The organism is Streptomyces sp. NPDC031340, assembly GCF_055569945.1.
Genome location: NZ_JBVIIE010000043.1, coordinates 60,809 through 82,503, shown reverse-complemented (window position 1 = coordinate 82,503; position 21,695 = coordinate 60,809). Strand labels below are relative to the sequence as shown.

Here is a 21,695-nt window from a genome sequence, read left to right as displayed (position 1 = left end):
GGAGACCCACGAGGGGGGGGGAAGGGACAAGAAAGAAAAAAAAAAAAAAAAAAAACAAAAGAGAGAGGGGAAAGGCCCCCGAACCAAGGGGCCCCCCCCCCCCCCCCCGGGCCCTGCGTGTCCGGCGGGGGTGCGGTCAGCGCCTCGTGGCGCCGTCCGTGTCGCCGTTCGCCGCCACCGGCTGCTGCGCGGACAGCGCGTCCGACAGCTCGTCGGCCCCGGCGGCGCCGGCCGCGGCCCGCGACTCCTGGCCGAGGTTGCGGGTCTGGGCCTTCAGCGCCAGGTCGGCCACCGCGCCGTTGAACTGCACGATGGACGCCGGCTCGTCCGGGCCGAGGAGGTACTGCTTGAGCTCCTTGCGGTCCTCGGCCAGCGGGTCGGCGGCCGGGTCCCGGACCGCGGCCAGCAGCTCGCCCAGTTCGGCGGCGCTGTTGGACAGGATCACCGCGGCGCGCACCGCCGTGTTCTGCCGCTTGAACTCCTCCACGCCCAGCTCGGCGGAGTCCGTGACCGCGTACGGCTTGCCGCTGGCGATGAAGTCGGAGACCACGCTGGAGATGTCGGAGACCATCGCGTCGGAGACGTTGAAGCAGTCGTACAGGCGCGGCTCGGCGCCCGTGATGACCCGGTGCTCCCAGTCGGGGAAGGAGCGCCAGTAGGCGTCGTTCCACTCGTCGCGCAGCCGGGCGATCTCCTCGTGCTTCGCCAGGTCGGCCACGCCGTCGCGGCTGGCCTCGGCCTCGTCGCCGCGGTCGCCGGCGGCACCGGCCAGCTCGGCCAGCCGGGCCTCGACACGGGCCAGCTCGGCCCTGGCGCGGTCCTGGGCGGCGGCGTCGGCGGTGAAGCGGGAGTCGGCGGTCCGCCCGGCGGCGGCCTTCTCGACCAGGGCGGTGATGCGCTGGTGGGCGGCCTTGGCATCGGCGCTGCGGGTGCCGGTGAAGGGGTGCGGCTTGTACAGGACGCGGACCGGCGGGTCGGCGGTGACGAGCTTCTTCACGATGTTCTCGCCGGCCAGCAGGATCGAGGTGTTGCCCGGGTTGTCGTCCCAGCCCTCCCAGGTGGGCGCGTACAGCACCGTCGGGCAGCGTCCGTCGGCGGCCTCGCCTCGGGGAGCCCCGGACGCGCCGCGCCAGGTCTGGATCGGCGCCAGCTGCGGGCGGCCGACCTCGACGATGTCCTCGTCGCGCACGCCGACGTCCGCTATGGCGTAGCGGTCGCGGCCCGCGCGGCCGGCGGTCCACACCTCGTCGTACACCTTGCTGAAGGGGTTCACGCTGGCGAGCTTGTCGCTGTCGCCGTGGCCGATGAACACGTGCTTCATGGTGGGCACGCGCAGCAGGTGGATGTTCTTGCCGACGTTCGCCGCGTACAGCGCGACCCGCACGGTGGACAGGTCCATGTTCATCAGGTGCACACCGCCGGGCACGCAGACGACGGGGACCGTGGTGGGCGCGAGGTTCGCCAGGATGACGCGCTCGCGCAGGATGACCAGCGGCCGGGAGTCGAGCTGCTCCATCGTCTCCAGCCACATGTTGACCTGATAGGCGGAGTCCCGGGAGCCGGAGAAGTACAGCACCGTCTGCGGCTGGTACTCGCGCAGCCAGTCGTCGACGGCGGCCAGCACCTTCTCCGCGTTCGGCGGGGTCTTCCGGCCGCGGACGTACGGCATCAGCGCGAGGACGTACCCGCAGCCCAGCACGAGGGTGAGGCCGATGCCGGTGAAGGCGGCCACCGGCGAGTCCGTGGCCGCCGAGACCAGCACGCCCACCACGGCGGCGAGGTCGAGGTGGAGCATCTTCTCGGCCGAGCGGTTGAGCAGGCGGCGCGGCGGGGCGTCCGGGATGCGGATGCGGGAGGCCAGGTCGACGTTGCGGGTGGCGACCGGCATCCGGCGGCGGTTGCGGATCAGGGTGACCAGGGCGCCGTGCGGGGCCTGCAGGCCGTAGAAGGCGATGAAACCGGCGATCGCCCCGTAGAAGACCAGGTTGTCCGACAGGGACAGCCGGGCGAGCAGCAGGACCAGCAGCAGCTGCCGGATCAGGAAGCGGATCGACAGGCCGGCGCGGACCTTGCTGAGCCGATTGACGAGGTAGCTGCCCTTGCGGTGCAGATAGTGGTCCGCCAGGTACGTCACGGCGGCCGCTGCCGCGAAGGCGTAGACGCTCGGGATGAGCGCGGCCAGCATGAGTGCCGGGTAGCCCAGCATCATGAGGACCGCCGCGGCCAGTTCGGCCGCGCTGCCCACCCGGGCGACGCGAATAGCGGTGGATATCACGGATAACCTGCTCTGGGAGGGGGGAGTGCCGTTTTGTTCTAAGATGCGCAGGATTTGCGGGTAATGCATCTGGTACGGACTCAGGCCCCTGCGAACACCCGCTTAACGGGCACTCTCAGAGGCCTGAATTACCGAAGAACCTAAGTCTGATTGGGGCCGATTATTACACGCCGTCCTGACGGTCCAGCACCGAGGCCAGCGCCTGCTCGAATCCGGTGGCCTTCGCCGCTCCCGCCGTCGGGTCCTGCTGGCGGACGTCGATCACGTGCCCGGTCAGCTCCGAGAGCAGCACGTCGAGCGAGGTGCGCGCCACGGCCTCGGAGGACAGCAGGCTGCCCGCGGGCTCCTGGCCGAAGGCCTTGGTCCGCATCGGCGTAGCGGTCCGCTCGGGGTTGATGCAGTTCACCCGGATGGCCTCGCCCGCCCACTCGTCGGACAGCGCCTGGGTGAGGTTCACCATCGCGGCCTTGGTCGAGGAGTAGAGGCTGTACTCGGCGCGGCCCCGGGTGTAGCTGCTGGAGGTGTAGAGCAGCAGCTGGCCCTTGGTCTCGACGAGGTACTTGTAGGCCGAACGGGCGATCTGCACCGGGGCCAGGTAGTTGACCTTCAGCGCCTCCTCGATGGTGGCGTTGTCCGTCTCGGCCAGCTTGCCTATGCGCAGCACGCCCGCGGTGTTGACGACGTAGTCGATGCGTCCGGTCTCCGCGTACGCCTTGGACAGCGCGTCGTCGACCTCCTCCGGGTTCTCCACGTGGGTGCCCGTGGTGGAACGGCCGAGCGCGTACACCGTGGCGCCGTAGGACTCGGCGAGTTCGGCGATGTCCTTGCCGATGCCGTAGGAGCCGCCGAAGATGACGATCGTCCTGCCGGTCAGCAGCTCGCGGTAGGCGTCCTCGCCGTTCTGCTCGGGGGCGGCAGTGGAGGCGAGCTGGAAGAGCTTGTCGGCGATGAAGACGTCGACCGGCTGAGTGACCTTCATGTTGTACTCGTCGCCGGCGACGACGTGGATCGGCACGTCGGGCAGGTACTTGAGCACGACGGAGCAGTCGTCCGTGGCCTGGAAGTTGGGGTCACCGGCGGCGACCTGGTAGGCGCGGCGGATCGTGGACAGCTTGAAGGCCTGCGGGGTCTGGCCGCGGCGCAGCCGGGAGCGGTCCGGGATCTCGGTGATGAACTCGCCGTCCTCGCCGTGCGTGCGGGTCACGATGATGGTGTCCGCGGACGGGATGGCGACGTCGACGGCCTGGTAGCGCTCCAGGGCGGCGACGCAGTCGTCGATCACCCGCTGCGACAGCAGGGGGCGTACGGCGTCGTGGAACAGGACGTTGCGGTCCTCGCCCTCGGCCAGGCCCTCGCCGAGGGCCTCGATGGCGCGCTCGGTCGTCTCGTTCCGTGTCGAGCCGCCCTCGATGATCTTCTTGACCTTCGTGAACCCGGCCTTGGCCACGATCTTTTCGACGTCGGGCACGTAACCGGGCGCCATCAGCACGATGATGTCGTCGATCGAGTCGGCCTTCTCGAAGGTGGTCAGGGTGTGCTCGATGACAGCCTTGCCGGCGATCTTCAGCAGCTGCTTGGGGATCGACAGACCCACGCGCTGGCCGGTGCCACCGGCCAGGATCACTGCGGTGGTACGGGGCTTGGCTATGTGCTGGGACACAGGAGACCTACCTTGGGGCGACAGGGAACGTGCAAATGGTCCCACTTGCGGTTACCGCAGTGCAAGGTGAGCGCCGTTCGCCGCATATGTGCGCGCCATCTGTCATTCATCTTGCACCGCGGGTGACGGACGAGTCCGCCCATAACGCCGGTGGAATTGCCGTGAGTGACTTCACAGGGAGTTCACTTGGCCGGGTGACGCCCGAACGGCTCAGCGGCGCCGCAGCCGCTTGAGACAACGGTGGCCGAGCACCTTCACGAGTTCCTTGGAAGGCGTCTGATGAACCGTACGCGCCTTGGCCGGGTCGGTGTGCCGCACGGGCGCCGCGGCGGCCGCGGCGAGCGCCCCGTACAGTGCCTGGGCGGCCACCTCGGGGGCGATCCGCGGCTCGGCGGACGCGTCCCGGACGTCGGGCCCCGGCACGGCCGACAGCAGCGCGGGGTCGCCGATGACGCGCGCGCCCGTGCCGCCGATCCGCTCGGCCATCTCGGCGCCGATGGCGGCGGCGGCCTCCAGGGCCCAGACCGGGGTGGAGATCTTCACGTCCTCGGGCGAGGGACTGCACGCGTTCTTCATATGCATCACCGCGCCGTTGCGCACCAGCCGCGAATACAGCTCCGCCGGCAGCTCATTGCCGCGGAATTCCTTGTTAAGATTCCGCAGCATTTCGGTCTCGGCGAGGGTAAGAGAACGGTTGGCCGCGTCCGGGACCGGCTCCAGGAGATTCTCCGGAAGGCCGAGGAGCGCCTCGAAGGTGCGCAGCAGCCCGCCCTTGTCGCGGTCGTCCACCACGACGACGGTGACCCGCTCGGGGCCGGCCACCCGCACCCAGCGCTCGATCAGCCGGTCGTGCCGGTGCCGCCGCCAGAAGCTGGGGTTGGGCTGCTCGTACGGCGCCTTCCTGAGCATGTGCTCGAGCCAGTTCCGGTAGTCCATGCGCAGGCCGTTCTGCACGTACTGCTGCCACTGCGAGGGCATGATCCTCGCCAGCGGGCGCAGCGTCACCAGGACGTGCACGCGGTCGCCGCCGAGCTGCTCGACGATCCGCGCGACGGTCGCGTCGTCCTCGGCGTCGGCGAAGAACTCGCTGCTGACGACGGAGGTGCGCCCGCCGGTGGCGTTCACCTGTTCGAGGAGCTTGCGCCAGTGCCGGTCGGTGGGCACCGGGTCGCCCATCATGGCGGGCCGGGCGCAGGCGGCCAGCGCGGCTTCCATGGGGTGCCTGGTGTGCGCCGGGAACACGACGCCGTGCGCGGGCAACCGGTCCCTGGCGGCGAACAGCGCGCCCTGGATCGAGGTGGTCCCGGTCTTGTGCGGGCCGATGTGCAGCAACCGGGTGCCGGCGGGCAGCGGGGCGATGCCGTTCACCCGGGTGTCGTCTCTCGTACAGTCCGTGTCCATGGTCAGAGGATGGTAAGAGGGCTTCCTGAGACCCGGCTGAGAGAGACCTGGCACACCGATGAGTCCCAGGCCCTCTCCTCACACGAACTTCTCACCCGGACTTCTCACACGAAGTTCTCACCCGGACTCCGGTGAACCCCTCGCGCGAAGGGCGTCACGCCTGTTCGACCCCGGGGCGGCCGGACTCGACCCGCAGCCGGGCCAGCGTGCTCGGCGTCGCCTGCGGGCGGACCACCGTGTCGACCACCCGCACCTGTGCGTCGATGCCGTCGTGGCGGATGTCGAAGAGGTGGTAGCCACGGTGGGCGTCGATCAGCTTCCAGTGCGGGTTGTCCGGCATCCGCGGATCCCACGTGGCGTGGAAGGCGGCCTGGTCCTGGTCGCCGTTGCTGGAGATGGAGGTGCCGACGAACTCGGCGCCGACCACGCCGGATCCCGGGTCGGCGAAGTCCTCCTTCAGATCGCTGACCATCGTCAGATGCCGGTCGCCGCTGAGCACCACCGGGTTGCGGACGTCCGCGAACTCCCGCAGCAGCGCGTTGCGTTCGGTCTGGTAGCCGTCCCAGGCGTCGTAGTACCAGAGCTTGCCCTCGCCGATCTGCAGGTCGGTCTCGGCCATCATGATCTGCGAGGCGATCAGGTTCCAGCGGGCCGGCGAGCCGTGCAGCCCGTCGAGCAGCCACTGCTTCTGCGCGGCGCCCAGCATGGTCGTCGCCGGGTCCTCGGCGCCGGCCTGGCTCGTGGCCTGGTCGCTGCGGAACTGCCGGGTGTCCAGCACGTTGAGCCGGGCCAGGCGGCCGAACTCCAGGCGGCGGTACATCTGGATGTGCGGGCCGTCCGGGACGGCGGTGGCGCGGACCGGCATGTGCTCGTAGTACGCCTGGTAGGCCGCCGTCAGCCGGGCGACGAACGCGTCGTGCGACTGCTTGCCGGGGTCCTGCGGGATCTCGCCGGCGAAGTCGTTGTCGACCTCGTGGTCGTCGAAGGTGACCACCCAGGGGGCGCTCGCGTGCATCGCGGCGAGGTCGGGGTCGCTGCGGTACTGCGCGTAGCGGTTGCGGTACTCCGTCAGGGTGTACGGCTCCCCGGCCCCCTCGTGCCGTCGTACGCCCGTCGACGACGGCGTCGACTCGTAGATGTAGTCGCCGACGAACAGGACGACGTCGGGGTCCTGGGCGAGCATGTCGGCGTACGGGGTGAAGTAGCCGTGCTGCCAGTTCTGGCAGGAGGCCAGCGCGACGCGCAGCGAGCCGCCCCGGCTGTGCGGGTGGGGGGCGGTACGGGTGCGGCCCACCGGGGAGAGCACGCCGCCGGCGCGGAACCGGTACCAGTAGGCGCGGCTCGGGCGCAGGCCCCGTACGTCCACGTGGACGCTGTGCCCGTACTCGGGGCGGGCCTGGGCGACGCCCCGGCGCACGGGCTTGCGGAACCGTTCGTCCTCGGCGATCTCCCACTCCACGGGCACGACCTCGTCGGGCATGCCGCCGCCGGCCAGCGGGTCGGGTGCGAGCCGGGTCCACAGCACGACGCCGTCGGGCAGCGGGTCGCCGGAGGCGACGCCGAGGGCGAACACGCCGTCGGGCAGGGAGGCCGCGGCCGCCCGGGCGGTGCCGGGCAGCCACAGCTGGGCGGAGGCGGCGGCGCCGAGGACGGCGGCGCCGGCGGTCAGAAAGCGGCGTCGGTCGGGTGAACTGGTGCCGGTCATCGGCGAACTCCCTTGCCTCGCTTGCTTCTTGGACATGTGGAAGCTCACGCTTCGGGGCGGTCCGCCCGTTGAACGCGGAAGCTCGCACGCATGACGAATCGGCAGACAGCAGAAGACCCGCTGCGACACGGGAACAACAGGGTGAACGTCGTTCCGTCGCAACGGGTCACGACACACGTCTCGGACGTGGGTCGGGGAGCCTGTGGCCGGCCCTCCGTCAGTCGCCGAGGGACCTGCCGAACAGGGCGCCGGCGCGGGGCAGTCGGACGGTGCCCGCGCCGAAGGAGAACGACCCGCTCGCGGTGATGCCGGAGGAGGACGGGGAGAAGACCCACACGGAGCCGTCGGAGGCGTTCTCGTAGGGGTCGCCGACGGCCAGTCCGTCCTTCCGGTCGCCGTCGCCGTCGACCAGGGCGGTCTCCACGCCGAAGCGGTCCGCTTTCTCGGCGGTGCCGGGCACCCCGCGGGTGTTCTGGCTGAAGGACCTGGCGCCGGTGCCGGTCGGTCCGTTCGCGCCGCCCCGCAGCACGAGGACCCGGCCCGCGTCGGTGACGCCGTCGAGGTCCTCGCCCGGCAGGCCGGTGGCCACGTCGAGGTAGCCGTCGCCGTCGGTGTCGCCGATCGACAGGCCCGATCCCATGCCGTCGCCGCGCTCGCCCACGCCCGGCACGCCCGGGGTGTCCTGGTTGATCCACACCGGCTCGCGCGTGCCGGAGACGCCGTCCGGGCCGCCGTAGACGACGCCCAGGGCACCGCCCTCGGTGGGCATCTCGATGTCGCTGTCGTAAGCGTCGAAGGAGTGGCCTACGACGATGTCGCCGTAGCCGTCCTTGTTCAGGTCGCCGATCGCGACCTCCTCGCCGCCGACGGGGCGGCCCTGGGCGTCCTTCGGGGAGCCCTTGAGGGTGAGGCCGGCCGGGCCGCCGGTGAGCAGGGCGATCCCGCGCGAGTCGGGCTCGTCGGGGCTGCTGGTGCGTACGACGAGGTCGGCGATGCCGTCGCCGTTCACGTCACCCGCCGCGAGGGACCGGCCCTGCACGGAGCGGTCGGGGTCGACGGTGAAGTACGTCGTCCGGGTGCCGGGCCTGTCCCGGGTGAACGGTCCGTGCACCACGGCGCCGTCCGCCTGCGCGGTGTCCGGATGGATGCCGAGGCGCACCAGGTCGGGGTGGTGGTCGCCGTCCACGTCGGCGACCGTGTAGTCCCGCATCGCCATGGCGTCCGGCAGCCCGGACAGCACCGTCGGCCGGGCCGAAAGCCCCTTGGGGCCGCCCCAGTTGACCTCGACGAACGTGCCGTGGTCGCCGTCCACCGGGGTCCAGGACACGACCGAGAGCAGGTCGGCGTAACCGTCCTCGTCGAGGTCGGCGGTGCGCAGCCCGGAGCCGTACCCGGTCTCGGGCGAGTCCGCGTTCTCCCGGGCGGACCAGCTCAGCACCTGCCTGCGGGAGGTGGACAGCCCGCTCGCCGAGCCGTACAGCACGGTGATCGCGCCCGCCTTCGGCAGGGTGCCCAGCGCGGTTCCGGGCGCGCCGATCGCCAGGTCGGGGTAGCCGTCGCCGTTGAAGTCGTCGTGCAGGCGCTTGCCGCTGGGGCCGGCGCCGGCCGTCGCCTGGGCGGCGGGGACGACGAGGAGGCCGGCGGCGAGCGCGAGACCCGCGCCGACGGCGAGCGCCGGCCGCCCGCGGCGGATGCGCGGGCGGCGGGTGCGTGAGGTCATGGAACCTGTCCTGGGTTCGTGAGCGGAGGTCAGTCGGAGAACACGGCGCCGAGCTGGGCGCCGGACGCGGTGGTGCCCAGCGTCCCGGCGCCGAAGACGAAGGAACCCCTGGCCGTCGCGCCGGCGGAGGTGGCGCGGAACACCCAGACGGCGCCGGCGCGGGAGTCCTCCCACGGCGCGCTGACGACCGGCTCGGCCCTGCCGTCGCCGTTCGCGTCGACGAGGTGGACGGCGAGGCCGAAGCGGTCGCCGGTCTCGGCCACGCCCGGAACGCGCGCGCTGTTCTGACTGAACGCCTTGGTCCCGGCCCCGGTCGGCCCGGCCGGCCCGCCCGGGATGACGACGAAGGCGCCGGCGTCCCTCAGCCCGCCGAAGTCCTCCTCCGAAACGCCCGCCAGGATGTCGCCGTACCCGTCGCCGTCGACGTCCCCGACCGAGAAGTGGTTGCCGAACTGGTCACCCAACTCCTGGACGCCCGGCACCCCGGGCGTGTCCTGGGTGATCACGCGGGGGGCGGTGTCGGTGAGGCCCTGCTTGCCGGCGCGCAGGACGCGGAGGGTGTTCCGGCCGTCGGCGACGAGGTCGGCCCGGCCGTCGCCGTCGAGGTCGCCGAGCGCCACGCTGTCGGCCTTCGGACCGTCCAGTCGCGTCAGACGGACGGGGGTGCTCAGTCCGTCGCGGCCGCCGCGCGAGTAGTAGACGTAGTTGCCGTAGGTGCCTTCGTCGTCCCAGCCGTCGGACGCGCGGCCCACCGTCACGATGTCGTCGGCGCCGTCGCCGTCCGTGTCGCCGACCGCCACCGTGACCACGATCTTCATCGGCTCGTCCTCGTCGGTGAAGGGCTGCCCGTCCTGCACTGCCGCGGGAACGCCGTCGCGGCCGAACGGGCCCCACAACACGCGGCCGTTGCGCGCCAGGTCCTGGTGCCCGTCGCCGTTGAAGTCGCCGGCGACGGTGAACGGGGCCTGGCTGAGACCGGTGCCCTCGGCGGGCAGCACCTTGCCGGAGACGAACCCGGCGCGGCTGCCCCACAGCACGGTCCGGGACCCCGCCCGCTCGATACCGTCCTGCTGCCAGCGCTCGTCACCGGACTCCACCAGCAGATCGGTGAAGCCGTCGCCGTCGAGGTCGGCCGCGCTCATCCGGAAGCCGAACATGTCGTTCTTCTCGGGCGTGCCGGGGATGCCGGGCGACGCCTGCGTGTACACCGTCCGGGAGGCGGCGAGCAGTCCCTTCGGGCTGCCGTACAGCACGGCGACGTAACCGGCCTTGGTCTTGCCGCCGACGGTCGCGTAGGGGGCGGCCACGGCGAGGTCGGCGTAGCCGTCCCCGTTGAAGTCCTGCCGCGCGTCGCGCGCCGGCGCGGGCTGGGCTTGGGCGGCCGGTACGGCGGCGGTGACGGCGGTCGTGGCGAGCAGGGCGACCGCGAGCGCCGCGGCACGCCGGGCTGTGGCACGCCGGGCGGTGGGCGCGGCGGCAGAGTGGGGCACGACGACAGGCTGAGGCACGTCGACTCCGATGAGCTGGAGGGCGGATGAGCGGAAAAGCTGTTGACCGCCCACTACGACTCACCGGATCCGGCGGAAGTTGCCCCGGAGTGCGTCACAGATTCGCCCGGCGTTCACCCGCGGGCCGCGGGCGACGCCGGCGCGCCCCGGATCAGAACGGCTCGAAGCCCTCGAAGTCCCCGAGCGCCTCGTCCCGCTCCGCCTGCCGGTCCCGCCGCCGCTGCGCCGCGGGCCTCGGCTCCTCGAACCGGTGGTCCTCGCCCCGGCGGCCCAGCATCTCCGCGCCGGCCGTCACGGACGGCTCCCAGTCGAAGACGACGGCGTTGTCCTCGGGTCCGATGGCGACGCCGTCCCCGGCCCGGGCGCCGGCCTTCATCAACTCGTCCTCCACGCCGAGCCGGTTGAGCCGGTCGGCGAGATAGCCCACGGCCTCGTCGTTGTTGAAGTCGGTCTGCCGCACCCAGCGTTCGGGCTTCTCGCCGCGCACCCGGAACAGGCCGTCGTCCTCCAGCGTCACCGTGAAACCGGCGTCGTCCACGGCCTTGGGCCGGATGACGATCCGGGTCGCCTCCTCCTTCGGCAGCGCGGCCCGCGCCTTGGCCACCGACTCGGCCAGCGCGAACGACAGTTCCTTCAGTCCGAGGTGGGCGACGGCGGACACCTCGAAGACCCGGTACCCGCGGGCCTCCAGGTCCGGCCGCACCATCTCGGCGAGGTCCTTGCCGTCCGGCACGTCGATCTTGTTGAGGACGACGACCCGCGGCCGGTGGCCGAGGCCGCCGTACTCGCGCAGCTCCGCCTCGATGACGTCCAGGTCGGAGACGGGGTCGCGGTCGGACTCCAGCGTGGCGGTGTCCAGTACGTGCACGAGCACGCTGCACCGCTCCACGTGCCGCAGGAACTCCAGGCCCAGTCCCCTGCCCTGGCTGGCGCCCGGGATCAGTCCGGGCACGTCCGCGATGGTGTACACGGTCGAACCGGCGGTCACCACGCCGAGGTTGGGCACCAGCGTGGTGAACGGGTAGTCGGCGATCTTCGGCTTGGCCGCGCTCAGCACCGAGATCAGCGAGGACTTGCCCGCGCTCGGGTAGCCGACGAGCGCCACGTCGGCGACCGTCTTCAGTTCCAGCACGATGTCCCGCAGGTCCCCGGGCTCGCCGAGCAGGGCGAAGCCGGGCGCCTTGCGCCGCGCCGACGCCAGCGCCGCGTTGCCGAGTCCGCCGCGGCCGCCCTGCGCGGCGACGTACGAGGTGCCGTGCCCGACGAGGTCGGCGAGGACGTTGCCCGCCTTGTCGAGGACGACGGTGCCGTCCGGCACCGGCAGGACCAGGTCCTGCCCGTCCTTGCCGGACCGGTTGCCGCCCTCGCCGGGCTTGCCGTTGGTGGCCTTGCGGTGGGGCGAGTGGTGGTAGTCGAGCAGGGTGGTCACGGACTGGTCGACGGTGAGGATCACGTCGCCGCCCCGGCCGCCGTTGCCGCCGTCCGGGCCGCCGAGCGGCTTGAACTTCTCACGGTGGACGGAGGCACAGCCGTGGCCTCCGTTACCCGCGGCGACGTGCAGCTCGACGCGGTCCACGAAGGTGGTCATGGTGGGGTGCCTCCAGCACTTTCCGTACGTACGTCGCTGACGCACGTTCCTGCTTGTCTACTGCCTAACACGCGAAAGGCGGACCCGCCTTCCCGACCGGGAAGTGAGGTCCGCCTCGCGAAACGTTCGGTCGAAGCCGTGAAGTCAGACGGAAGTCAGACGACTCAGGCGACCGGGACGATGTTCACGACCTTGCGGCCACGGTAGGTGCCGAACTCGACCGCACCCGCCTGCAGCGCGAACAGCGTGTCGTCGCCGCCGCGGCCGACGCCGGAGCCCGGGTGGAAGTGGGTGCCGCGCTGACGGACCAGGATCTCGCCCGCGTTGACGACCTGACCGCCGAAGCGCTTCACGCCGAGGCGCTGAGCGTTGGAGTCACGACCGTTACGGGTGGACGATGCGCCCTTCTTGTGTGCCATCTCTCCTCAGTCCCTTACTTCGCAGCCGCGGGGATCTCAGTGACCTTGATCGCCGTGTACTGCTGGCGGTGGCCCTGACGACGGCGGTAGCCGGTCTTGTTCTTGTAGCGCAGAATGTCGATCTTCTGGCCCTTGTGGTGGTCCACGACCTCGGCCTGGACCTTGATGCCGGCCAGCACCCACGGGTCGCTGGTCACAGCGTCGCCGTCGACAACGAGCAGGGTCGAGAGCTCGACCGTGTCGCCAACCTTGGCGGTGGAAATCTTGTCAACCTCAACGATGTCGCCGACAGCAACCTTGTGCTGGCGACCACCGCTGCGCACGATGGCGTACACGCGGATCTCACTCTCTCGCTCGGGAACGGCACCCCCGCAGTCCAGCCGCCCGGCACACGGGCGGCCTCTCCGCAGCACCCGGTGCTCCGGAGGATGAGGTTTACGGGGATGTGGCGCGCCCATGTCCACGGGACACGCCGACGGTCAAGGTTACGGGGCCCCGGCCGAAGGGGTCAAACCGGGCCGGGCCCCGCCGGTGTGCGGCCGGTCACTCGGGCCGGCCGCACACCTCACGGGTCACTCCTCGTCGGCGGCGGCCGGGACCGCGGTCTTCTTCGCCGTCGACTTCGCGGCGGCCGTCTTGGCGGCCGTCGCCGCCTTCTTGGCCGTCGTCTTCTTGGCGGCCGTCTTCTTGGCCGCGGTCTTCTTCGCCGCGGTCTTCTTGACGGCGGCCTTCTTCGCCGTGGCCTTCTTGGCCGCCTTGCGGGCGGTCTTCTTGGCCGGAGCCGCCTCGGCCTCCGCCGCGGGCTCCTCCTCGCCGGCCGCACCCTCCGTGGCCGTCGGGACGACCACGACGGCCGCCTCCACGGGCGCGGTGGGCGCGGTCTCCTTGCGCACGGCGCGGCGGCGCGGACGGGCCGGGGCGGCGCTCTCGGCGGGCGTCTCGGGCTGCGCTGCCGGGGCCTCCTCGACCGCCTGCGGCTCGGGGGCCGGCGCGGTCTCGGCGACGGTCACCACGGCGGCCTCGGCCCCCGCGGGCGACCCGGCGGGCGCGGACGCCCTGCGGGTGGCACGGCGGCGCGTACGGCCCCTGGGCGCGGCTTCCTCGGCCTCCACCGGAGCTTCGACGACCGCTGCCGGGGCCTCGACGGCCTCCGCCGGGGTCTCGACGACCGCGTCCTCGACGGCGGCCGGCTCGGCCAGCGCCTGGGCGGCCGGCTCCGGCCGCACCGGACGCCCGGCCTCCTCGGCGGCGGTGACGTCCTGCGCCGTGGGAGCGGCGGCCTCGGCGGCCGGGGCCACCTCCGCCTTCGGCTCCTTCGGCTCCTCGGCCCTGGCCGCCTCGCGCCGGGGCGCACCCGCCGGGGCGGACGCCCGCCGGCTCGACCGGCGCCGGGCGCGGCCGCCGCGGGCGACCGCGGCCTCCGCCTCGGCGACGCTGCTGTACAGCTCCTCGTCCGGCATGAACTCGGGCGCGGGCAGGGCGACCGGCTCGGCGGCCACCTCGGCCGCGCTCTCCGCCTCCGGCTCGATGGCCTCGACTGCCTCGGCGGCTTCGGCGGTCTCCAAGGCCACCGCGGCGGCCTCGTGCTCGTGCACGGCCCCGTCGGCGCCGCGTCCGCGCTTCTTGCGCTTGCCGCCGCCCCCGACGGAGGTCGGCTGCTCGATGTGCACGATGACGCCGCGGCCGTTGCAGTGCACGCAGGTCTCGGAGAAGGACTCCAGCAGGCCCTGGCCGACGCGCTTGCGCGTCATCTGCACCAGCCCCAGCGAGGTCACCTCCGCGACCTGGTGCTTGGTGCGGTCCCGGCCCAGGCACTCCAGCAGGCGGCGCAGCACCAGGTCCCGGTTGGACTCCAGCACCATGTCGATGAAGTCGATGACGATGATGCCGCCGAGGTCGCGCAGCCTGAGCTGGCGCACGATCTCCTCGGCCGCCTCCAGGTTGTTCCTGGTGACCGTCTCCTCGAGGTTGCCGCCCTGGCCGGTGAACTTGCCGGTGTTGACGTCGACGACGACCATCGCCTCGGTCCGGTCGATGACCAGCGAACCGCCGCTGGGCAGCCAGACCTTGCGGTCCAGCGCCTTGGCGAGCTGCTCGTCGATCCGGTAGGTGGCGAAGACGTCGACCTCGGAGGTCCAGCGCTGCAGCCGCTCGGCGAGGTCCGGGGCGACGTGCGAGACGTATCCGTGGATGGTCTGCCACGCCTCGTCGCCGCCGATGATGACCTTGGAGAAGTCCTCGTTGAAGATGTCGCGGACGACGCGGACGGTCATGTCCGGCTCGCCGTACAGCAGCGTCGGGGCGTTGCCGTTCTTCGCCTTCTTCTGGATGTCCTCCCACTGCGCCTGCAGCCGCTCGACGTCCCGGCGCAGCTCGTCCTCGCTCGCGCCCTCGGCGGCGGTGCGCACGATGACGCCCGCGTCCTCGGGGACGATCTTCTTGAGGATGGTCTTCAGCCGGGCCCGCTCGGTGTCGGGCAGCTTGCGGCTGATGCCGGTCATCGAGCCCTCGGGCACGTACACGAGGTAGCGGCCCGGGAGGGAGACCTGGCTGGTGAGGCGGGCGCCCTTGTGCCCGATCGGGTCCTTGGTGACCTGCACGAGCACGGACTGCCCGGACTTCAGGGCGGACTCGATGCGGCGCGGCCCGTGGCCCATGCCCAGCGCGTCGAAGTTGACCTCGCCGGCGTACAGGACGGCGTTGCGGCCCTTGCCGATGTCGACGAAGGCGGCCTCCATCGACGGCAGCACGTTCTGGACCTTGCCCAGGTAGACGTTGCCGACGTACGAGGTCGACTGCTCCTTGTTGACGTAGTGCTCGACGAGCACGCCGTCCTCCAGGACGCCGATCTGGGTGCGGTCGCCGTGCTGGCGGACGACCATCACGCGCTCGACGGCCTCACGGCGGGCCAGGAACTCGGCCTCGGTGATGATCGGGACGCGGCGGCGCCCCTGCTCGCGGCCCTCCCGGCGGCGCTGCTTCTTCGCCTCCAGGCGGGTCGAGCCCTTGATGGACTGCACCTCGTCGGACGGCTCGGAGGGCTTGCGGGGCTCGCGGACCTTGACGACGGTGCGCTCGGGGTCGTTCTCACCGGGCTCGACGTCGACGGACGTGTCACCGGCGCGGCGACGGCGGCGACGGCGGCGGCGGCTGCCGGCGGTGGACCCGCCCTCGTCGGAGCGGCCCGCCTCGGCGTCCTCTTCCTCCTGCTCGGCGGTGTCCGCGACGTCCTCGTCGGCCCGCTCGGCCTGCTCGGCGGCGAGGTCGTCGGATTCGTCCGCGTCCTCGTCACCGCCGGCCTCGGCCAACTCGCCACGGCGGCGGCGACGGCCGCCCCGGCGACGGCGGCGGCGCGAACCGCCGTCCTCGCCGTCCTCGCCCTCGACGGCGTCCTCGGCCGACTCCTCGGCCTCCTCCTCGTCCTCGGCGACGGGCTCCACGGCCCTGGCCGCGGTCTCCTCGTCGGCGGCGGCACCCCGGCGGCGACGGCGGCGGCGCGTCCCGGCGGGCTGCTCCTCCGGCGTCTCCTCGGTCTCCACGGCCTCCACGACGTCGACCACGTCCTCGGCCTCCGCCGCCTCGGCGGCGGCTTCGGCGGCGGCGCGCTCCGGCGTCTGGAACTTCGGCTCGGTGAACACGGGCGCCTGGAAGACGGCGACGGCGGGCCGCGCGGGCCGCCGCTTCTCCTCCGGCTCGGCGGTCACCGGGGCGGGCGCGGAGAACCCGACGGCGGCCTTGCGCACGCTCCGGCGACGGGCACGCCGGGGAGCGGCGTCCTCGGACGCCTCGGGGGCTTCTGCGGCGGGGGCCTCGGCAGCGGGCGCCTCGGCGGGCGCCTGCGGCTCTTCGGGGGCCGGGGCGGCGGGCGTGGACGTCGTACGCGTGGCGCGGCGACGCGTACGACGCGGAGCCGCCTCCTCGGCCGGCGCCTCCTCCGGGACCTCGGCGGCGGGCGTCTCGGTGACGACCTCGGCGGCAGGAGCCTCGGCAACGGCCTCGGCGGACTCCGGCGCACCGGCGGGCGCGGACACCCGCCGCGTGGCACGCCGACGCGTACGGCCGGCAGCCGGCGCGGCCTCCTCGACAGCAGGCGCCTCGGCGGCGGGCGTCTCGGTGACGGCCTCGGCGGCAGGAGCCTCGCTCGCGGCCTCGGCGCTCTCGGCGGGCGCGGACACCCGCCGCGTGGCACGCCGACGCGTACGACCGGCAGCCGGCGCGACCTCCTCGACAGCAGGCGCCTCGGCAGCGGGCGTCTCGGTGACGGCCTCGGCCGCGGGGCTCTCAGCGGCGGAAGCCGACGGCAGCACGGTCTCCGCACTCTCCGCGTCGGCGGCAGACCCGGCGGGCGCGGAGGCCCGGCGGGTCGCACGGCGGCGCGGCCGAGCGGCGGGCGGCGCCGTCTCGGCGGCCTCGGTCTCCTCAGCGACCTGCGCCTCTTCGGCAGCCGCAGCCGCTTCGGTCTCCTCCGCCACGGCGGTCTCGACGGCCGTCTCGGCCTCGTCGGCCGGGTCGGCGTCGTCGGCCGTCACCGTCGGCGCGGTGATCTCGGCCGCGGTCTCGGCGGCTCCGGCGGGCGGTCCGGCCGGCCGGGAAGCGGCACGGCGCCGACGACGCGGCGGCAGGGTGTCGCTGGGAGTGTTCAGTTCTTCGGAACCCTGGGTGGGTTCGGTCGGTTCGAGCATGCGGGCGTTTCTCCCGTCAGGCTCCCGGGCGCCGCGCCTGGTCCGGCGTCGATGACTCGACCGCCGTTGACGTCCGCGGCTCGCGCTGTGCGCGGTGCCGCCGTCCGGGGCGCGGGCGCCACACGGGAGCTCTCTGTGTCCTGTCTCGCCGGTTCCGTCCGCCGATTTGCGCACGGCCTGGCGAAAGTCTTGTGGTCGGTGCGCTGCCCGACCCAGGTGGCTCCCGAGTCCGAGGGCGGCGCTTACGACGTCCGTCCTTCGCGGGACCTTCCTTACGCCGGCGCCTTCGCGGCGGCGGCTGAACCGGCCGTGATGAGGGCCGTCGCCGCCTCGCGGTCGGGCGCGAGCGGGTCGGTCACCGTGCCGGTCCCTTCATCGAGCAGCCCCTGCGCCAGCCTGGTCACCGCTACGGGGACCGGCGGCGCCAGGTCGGCCACGGCGCGGAGACCGGACAGGACGTCGTCGGGTCGTACGGCAGGCGTCACGTGCCGAACCACCAGCCGCAGTATCGCACAGGGCTGGTCGGTCGGCCTATCAACCGGTTCACCTTGTGTTTCGAGTCTCACGACCGCCGGGCGGGCGTCGAACGTCCGTACGCCGTTCTTCGTCATGCGCTGGACCTCGACGGCCTCGGCGGACTTGAAGGCGGCGACCGCCCGTTCCGCCTCGGCCGGGTCCACGCCGTCCAGTCGCAGCTCCCACTCGGAAGCGGTCAGCCGGTCGGCGAGTCCGGAGGTCCTGGCCTCCACCGCCTCGACGATGTCGAGCCCGGCGGGCAGCGACTCGTCGAGGAGCGCCCTGAGCAGTTCCGGATCCCGCGCCTCGGTGAGGGCGATCTCCAGGTACTCCGCCTCACTGCCCGTGCCGGTGGGTGCGGCATTGGCGTACGACACCTTCGGATGCGGCGTGAACCCCGCCGAGTACGCCATGGGCACCTCGGCGCGGCGCAGCGCACGCTCGAAGGCGCGCTGGAAGTCACGGTGGCTGGTGAACCGGAGGCGGCCGCGCTTGGTGTAGCGCAGTCGGATGCGCTGCACCGCGGGTGCGGGCGGCGGGCCTTCGGGCTGTCGCTTGCCCAGTGTCGTTCAGTCCTTCGTGAGAGCGGTCGTACTGCTACCAAGAGTACGTGTCTCGCGACCCGAAGGTTCCCGCCGGTCATCGGACCCGGTCTTCGCGGGCTCCCCGAGGAGCATCCGCCGGAAGTCGGCCCGCGCCTGCCGCACGGACGCGCGCGCGGAGGCCAGCGCCTCCCGCACCGCCCGCCCCACCGTGCGCGCGACTTCGGCGGCGGGCCGCAGCACCGCGTCCCGCAGGACGTGCCCGACGGGGGTGAGCACCGTCCGGTACACCCACCGCACCGGTTCCACGAAGATCCACCGCAGGAGGGTCCCGAGGAACCGCCCGACGGCGAGCGAGATCCGCCCGGCGACCCGCCAGGCGTGCCCGAGCGCGTCGCGGACCTCCCGCCCGACGACGAGGAGGAGACGTCCGGCGGGCGCCAGCACCCAGCGCCACAGCGCGAGCGCGGGCAGCACGAGCAGGACCCGGGCGAGCCAGTACAGCGCGACGCCGACACCGGTCACGACCAGGCCCGCGAACCGCGCGAGCCCCCTCGCGCACCAGACCACGGCCCGACCGATCGGCGCGAGCACCCACGCGTACACCCACCGGGCCGGTACGACGAGGAGGTACCGCACCAGCCACGCCACGGCGGCGAACACCCCGGCCGCGACCAGGGCGAGAACGGCCCCGCCCTTCCCCAGCACCCACAGCACGGCATGCCCGACCGGAGTGAGCACACGCGCGTACACCCACACCAGAGCGGCGCCGATCCCCCGCAACACGCAGACCGCGCCGCGCCCCACCGGCGTCAGCACGCGCGCGTACACCCACACCAGGCCCGCGCCGATCCCCCGCGCCACCCACACCAGACCGTGCCCCAAGGGCGTCAGCACGTGCGCGTACATCCAGGCGAGGGGGACGACGACCAGCACCTTCCCCAGCCACGCCAGCGCCCTGCCGCCCGGCACCAGGACGTACCGCCACAGCGCCACGAACGGCCACACGAAGACAGCCCGGCCGACCCACACCAACGCCCGCCCGAGCGGCCGCAGCACGGTGTCCCGCAGCACCCGGCCGGCCACGACGAACGCGTCCCACACCATCCGCACCGGCACGACCAGCACGAGCACGACGATCCGCACCGGAACGCGGACCGCGACGGCGAGGCACCCCTCGGGCTCCCGGCGCCGCGGCGGCGGCTTCTCCAGATCCATACCTGCGTAGACGCGGTGAACCGCCCCGCGGATGCAGCCCGCCTCGCCCGGCCTACCGCCCGGCCCGGCGCTCCAGGTCGACCGGCCCTGCGCGCCGGGGAGTCGGGGGGACCGTCAGCACGGCCCGCATCCCGCACCGCGGAACGGTCCTGGCCGGCCCGAGACGCCTCCCCCACCGGACCTGAGGCCACGTCCCCGGTACGGCGTCGGTGACCCCGGCGCCCCGGCGGCACTCCACGACCCCCGTGTCACTCCACGTCGATGCCGAAGTCCCGCACGAGTTCCTCCAGACCCCCGGTGTAGCCCTTCCCGCCGAGCACGAAGTCCCAGTCACCGCCCGCCCTGCGCCGGAAGGAACCGAGGACCAGGGCGGTCTCGCGGGCGCGGCCGTCGGAGACCTCCAGCCGGCCCAGCTCGGTCATCGACCGGTCCAGCAGCCGGATGCGGGCGTCGGTGAACCCGGACAGGTCGGCGTGCGGGTTCACCTCCGGGTCGACGGCCGCCACCAGCACGAACCGGTCGGCGGCCGCCGGCAGCGCGTCGAACGCGACCCGCATCGCCGCCTTGTCCGGCGCCGCCGCCCGCACCGCGCGTACCGAACCGTCCGGAGTCTGCGGATTGTTGAAGAAGACGAACTGGTCCTCGCCCAGCACCCGGTTGCCGTGACAGACCAGCGCGCACACGTCCAGCACGACGTCCCCGGACCAGCTCAGGCCCAGCACATTGTGCTCGTCCGGGGCGGCCGCGGGAGCGGGCGGAGCCGGTCGCGCCGGCGCCGGCCGGCCGCCGTCCCCCAGGCGTCCCCGCAGGCCGTGCCGGTGCAGCAGGTCGACGAGTTCCCGGCCCGAGACGAGTTCCAGGGGCTTGCCCCGGACGAAGGTGTGCGAGCCCGGACCGAACCCCGACGTCGTCACCAGGACGCCCTTGTTCGCACCGGTGTCCTGGACCGTGCCGTACAGGTCGCGCACCGCCGTGGGAGGCACCGTGTTGCGGTAGCGCTTGACCTGCACGACGATCTTGCCGCCGCGGATGGGTGCCGGGTCCACCGCGTCGACGTCCACGCCGCCGTCGTTCGAGCGCTGCGTGGTCACCGCCTCCATCCCCATGGCACGGAAGAGATCCGCCACGAGCGACTCGAAGGCGAGCGGATCCATCTCGTACAGGTCGGGTTCCTCGTCACCGCCGTGGGCGGCCACCTGACGTCCCACGTCCTGGGGCCGCCGCCCCGGCCGCACCGCGGAGGTGAGCTGGTCGGGCCGGGTCGCGAGCTGTCCCCGCAGGGCATCGCTCAGGCAGCTCACCGCCTCCACCTGCGCCAGGTGCAGCTCGGTGAACACCGCCCGCGGGGCCATGACGGTCGCCAGGAAGATCTGCGCCTGCCTGCCCGTCGCCGGATCGCGGGCGTCCACGTAGCCGTTCAACGCGACGGAGTCGAGGACGCGGTGCTCGTCCGCGGCGAACAGCTGATGCAGCACCAGCAGAACGCTCTGCGCCAGCACTTCCCGGTACAGCGAACGCCGTTGGCCCACCGGACGTGCCGTCTCCTTGTACTGGCCGGTGGCGGACACGTACCTCACCGACTTCGCCTCCGGGACGACGTCGTACCCGGGAAGCTCCCAGTCCAGGACCAGTTGCCGCCCCTCCGGGTCGTAGGCCGCGGCGACCTGCCGCGGGAACTCCGCCGGCCAGGCCGTCGACGAGTAGAGCGCGGCGGTGAAGTACTCGACCACCGCGTCGGGTTCGCCGCGCCTCACCCCCTCGACCGCCTCCGCTATCCCGGCGTTGTGCCGGCGCACCTCGGCCCGCAGGGCCTGCGCCCGCTGCTCGTGCTCCCACTGCAGCGCCGCCAACTGCCGTTGCCGCTCCGCCTCGGCGGCCTGCGCGGCATGCCAGTCACGTTCGAAACGTGCCCGCGCCTCGGCCTGCGCCTGCGCCCGCTGGTTCGCGGTCCAGCCGCTCTGCGCCTGGTACTGGGCCGGATCGGGCATGCGCACCGGCCAGGCCAGCCGCCCCGGGTCGAACGGCGGGACCTCCTCCGCGCGCATCAAGGGCGCCGCCCTGAAGGCCGGCGCCGCGCAGCCCGTGCTCAACACCGCCTGCAACGCGGCCGTCTGAGCCTCCAGTTCCTCCGTCCGCCGCACGGCCTCCGCCTGCCGCTGTTCCCGGTGGTTCTGGGCGGCGAGCCGCTGACGGGCCCGTGCCTGCCTCGCCTCGGCCTCCGCCTGGCGCTGCTGCTGTCGCTGGATCTCGGCCCAGGCACCGACGAAACCAGCAGAGCGACGACTCATCCGCTACAGGCCCTCCCCAGGACGTCGGCAACGCCGACCGAGCTCCGGCCGCCCCCAGCGACCAGCAGTAACCATGCGACTGTATCCAGCGATCGCCGTTCCGGAGCCGACGCCCCCGATCCCGTCGCCGCCCTCCGTTCGCCGGCCGGCCCGATCGGCCGGGCGGGATGTCT

At 72.8% G+C, this 21,695-nt stretch carries 13 protein-coding genes; all 13 read right to left on the bottom strand.

Annotation, left to right across the window (positions count from 1 at the left end; all coding sequences use genetic code 11):
- Nucleotides 1-136: 136 nt before the first annotated feature.
- Nucleotides 137-2,275 (bottom strand): hypothetical protein, encoded by a 2,139-nt coding sequence (locus ACZ5GT_RS28835; protein WP_469031841.1) that lies wholly within the window; start codon nucleotides 2,273-2,275, stop codon nucleotides 137-139.
- A gap of 163 nt (nucleotides 2,276-2,438) precedes the next feature.
- Nucleotides 2,439-3,935, bottom strand: a complete 1,497-nt coding sequence (locus ACZ5GT_RS28830; RefSeq protein ID WP_469031840.1) for a D-ribitol-5-phosphate cytidylyltransferase — start codon at nucleotides 3,933-3,935, stop codon at nucleotides 2,439-2,441.
- 210 nt (nucleotides 3,936-4,145) lie between these two features.
- A complete protein-coding gene (locus ACZ5GT_RS28825; RefSeq protein ID WP_469031839.1) occupies nucleotides 4,146-5,336 on the bottom strand; it encodes a hypothetical protein in 1,191 nt (396 codons plus the stop codon).
- A 154-nt stretch (nucleotides 5,337-5,490) separates the two neighbouring features.
- Entirely contained in the window at nucleotides 5,491-7,041 is a 1,551-nt protein-coding gene (locus ACZ5GT_RS28820; RefSeq protein ID WP_469031838.1) for an alkaline phosphatase D family protein, read from the bottom strand.
- A gap of 217 nt (nucleotides 7,042-7,258) precedes the next feature.
- The gene (locus tag ACZ5GT_RS28815) at nucleotides 7,259-8,761 is read right to left on the bottom strand and encodes an FG-GAP-like repeat-containing protein (protein ID WP_469031837.1); all 1,503 of its coding nucleotides are present in this window, start codon (nucleotides 8,759-8,761) and stop codon (nucleotides 7,259-7,261) included.
- Nucleotides 8,762-8,790: 29 nt separating this feature from the next.
- Complete coding sequence (locus ACZ5GT_RS28810) at nucleotides 8,791-10,251, bottom strand: FG-GAP-like repeat-containing protein (protein ID WP_469031836.1); 1,461 nt, start codon at nucleotides 10,249-10,251, stop codon at nucleotides 8,791-8,793.
- 169 nt (nucleotides 10,252-10,420) lie between these two features.
- Nucleotides 10,421-11,857, bottom strand: coding sequence for a GTPase ObgE (gene obgE, locus ACZ5GT_RS28805; RefSeq protein WP_469031835.1), 1,437 nt, complete (start codon nucleotides 11,855-11,857; stop codon nucleotides 10,421-10,423).
- Between the two features lie 164 nt (nucleotides 11,858-12,021).
- Nucleotides 12,022-12,276, bottom strand: a complete 255-nt coding sequence (gene rpmA, locus ACZ5GT_RS28800) for a 50S ribosomal protein L27 (RefSeq protein WP_324785643.1) — start codon at nucleotides 12,274-12,276, stop codon at nucleotides 12,022-12,024.
- A gap of 14 nt (nucleotides 12,277-12,290) precedes the next feature.
- Entirely contained in the window at nucleotides 12,291-12,611 is a 321-nt protein-coding gene (gene rplU / locus ACZ5GT_RS28795) for a 50S ribosomal protein L21 (protein ID WP_004931419.1), read from the bottom strand.
- 237 nt (nucleotides 12,612-12,848) lie between these two features.
- Complete coding sequence (locus ACZ5GT_RS28790) at nucleotides 12,849-16,958, bottom strand: Rne/Rng family ribonuclease (protein WP_469031834.1); 4,110 nt, start codon at nucleotides 16,956-16,958, stop codon at nucleotides 12,849-12,851.
- A 272-nt stretch (nucleotides 16,959-17,230) separates the two neighbouring features.
- Nucleotides 17,231-17,995, bottom strand: a complete 765-nt coding sequence (locus tag ACZ5GT_RS28785) for a TIGR03936 family radical SAM-associated protein (protein ID WP_469031833.1) — start codon at nucleotides 17,993-17,995, stop codon at nucleotides 17,231-17,233.
- 48 nt (nucleotides 17,996-18,043) lie between these two features.
- A complete protein-coding gene (locus tag ACZ5GT_RS28780) occupies nucleotides 18,044-19,234 on the bottom strand; it encodes a hypothetical protein (RefSeq protein ID WP_469031832.1) in 1,191 nt (396 codons plus the stop codon).
- A 248-nt stretch (nucleotides 19,235-19,482) separates the two neighbouring features.
- Nucleotides 19,483-21,522, bottom strand: a complete 2,040-nt coding sequence (locus tag ACZ5GT_RS28775; protein WP_469031831.1) for a restriction endonuclease — start codon at nucleotides 21,520-21,522, stop codon at nucleotides 19,483-19,485.
- Between the last annotated feature and the right edge of the window lie 173 nt (nucleotides 21,523-21,695).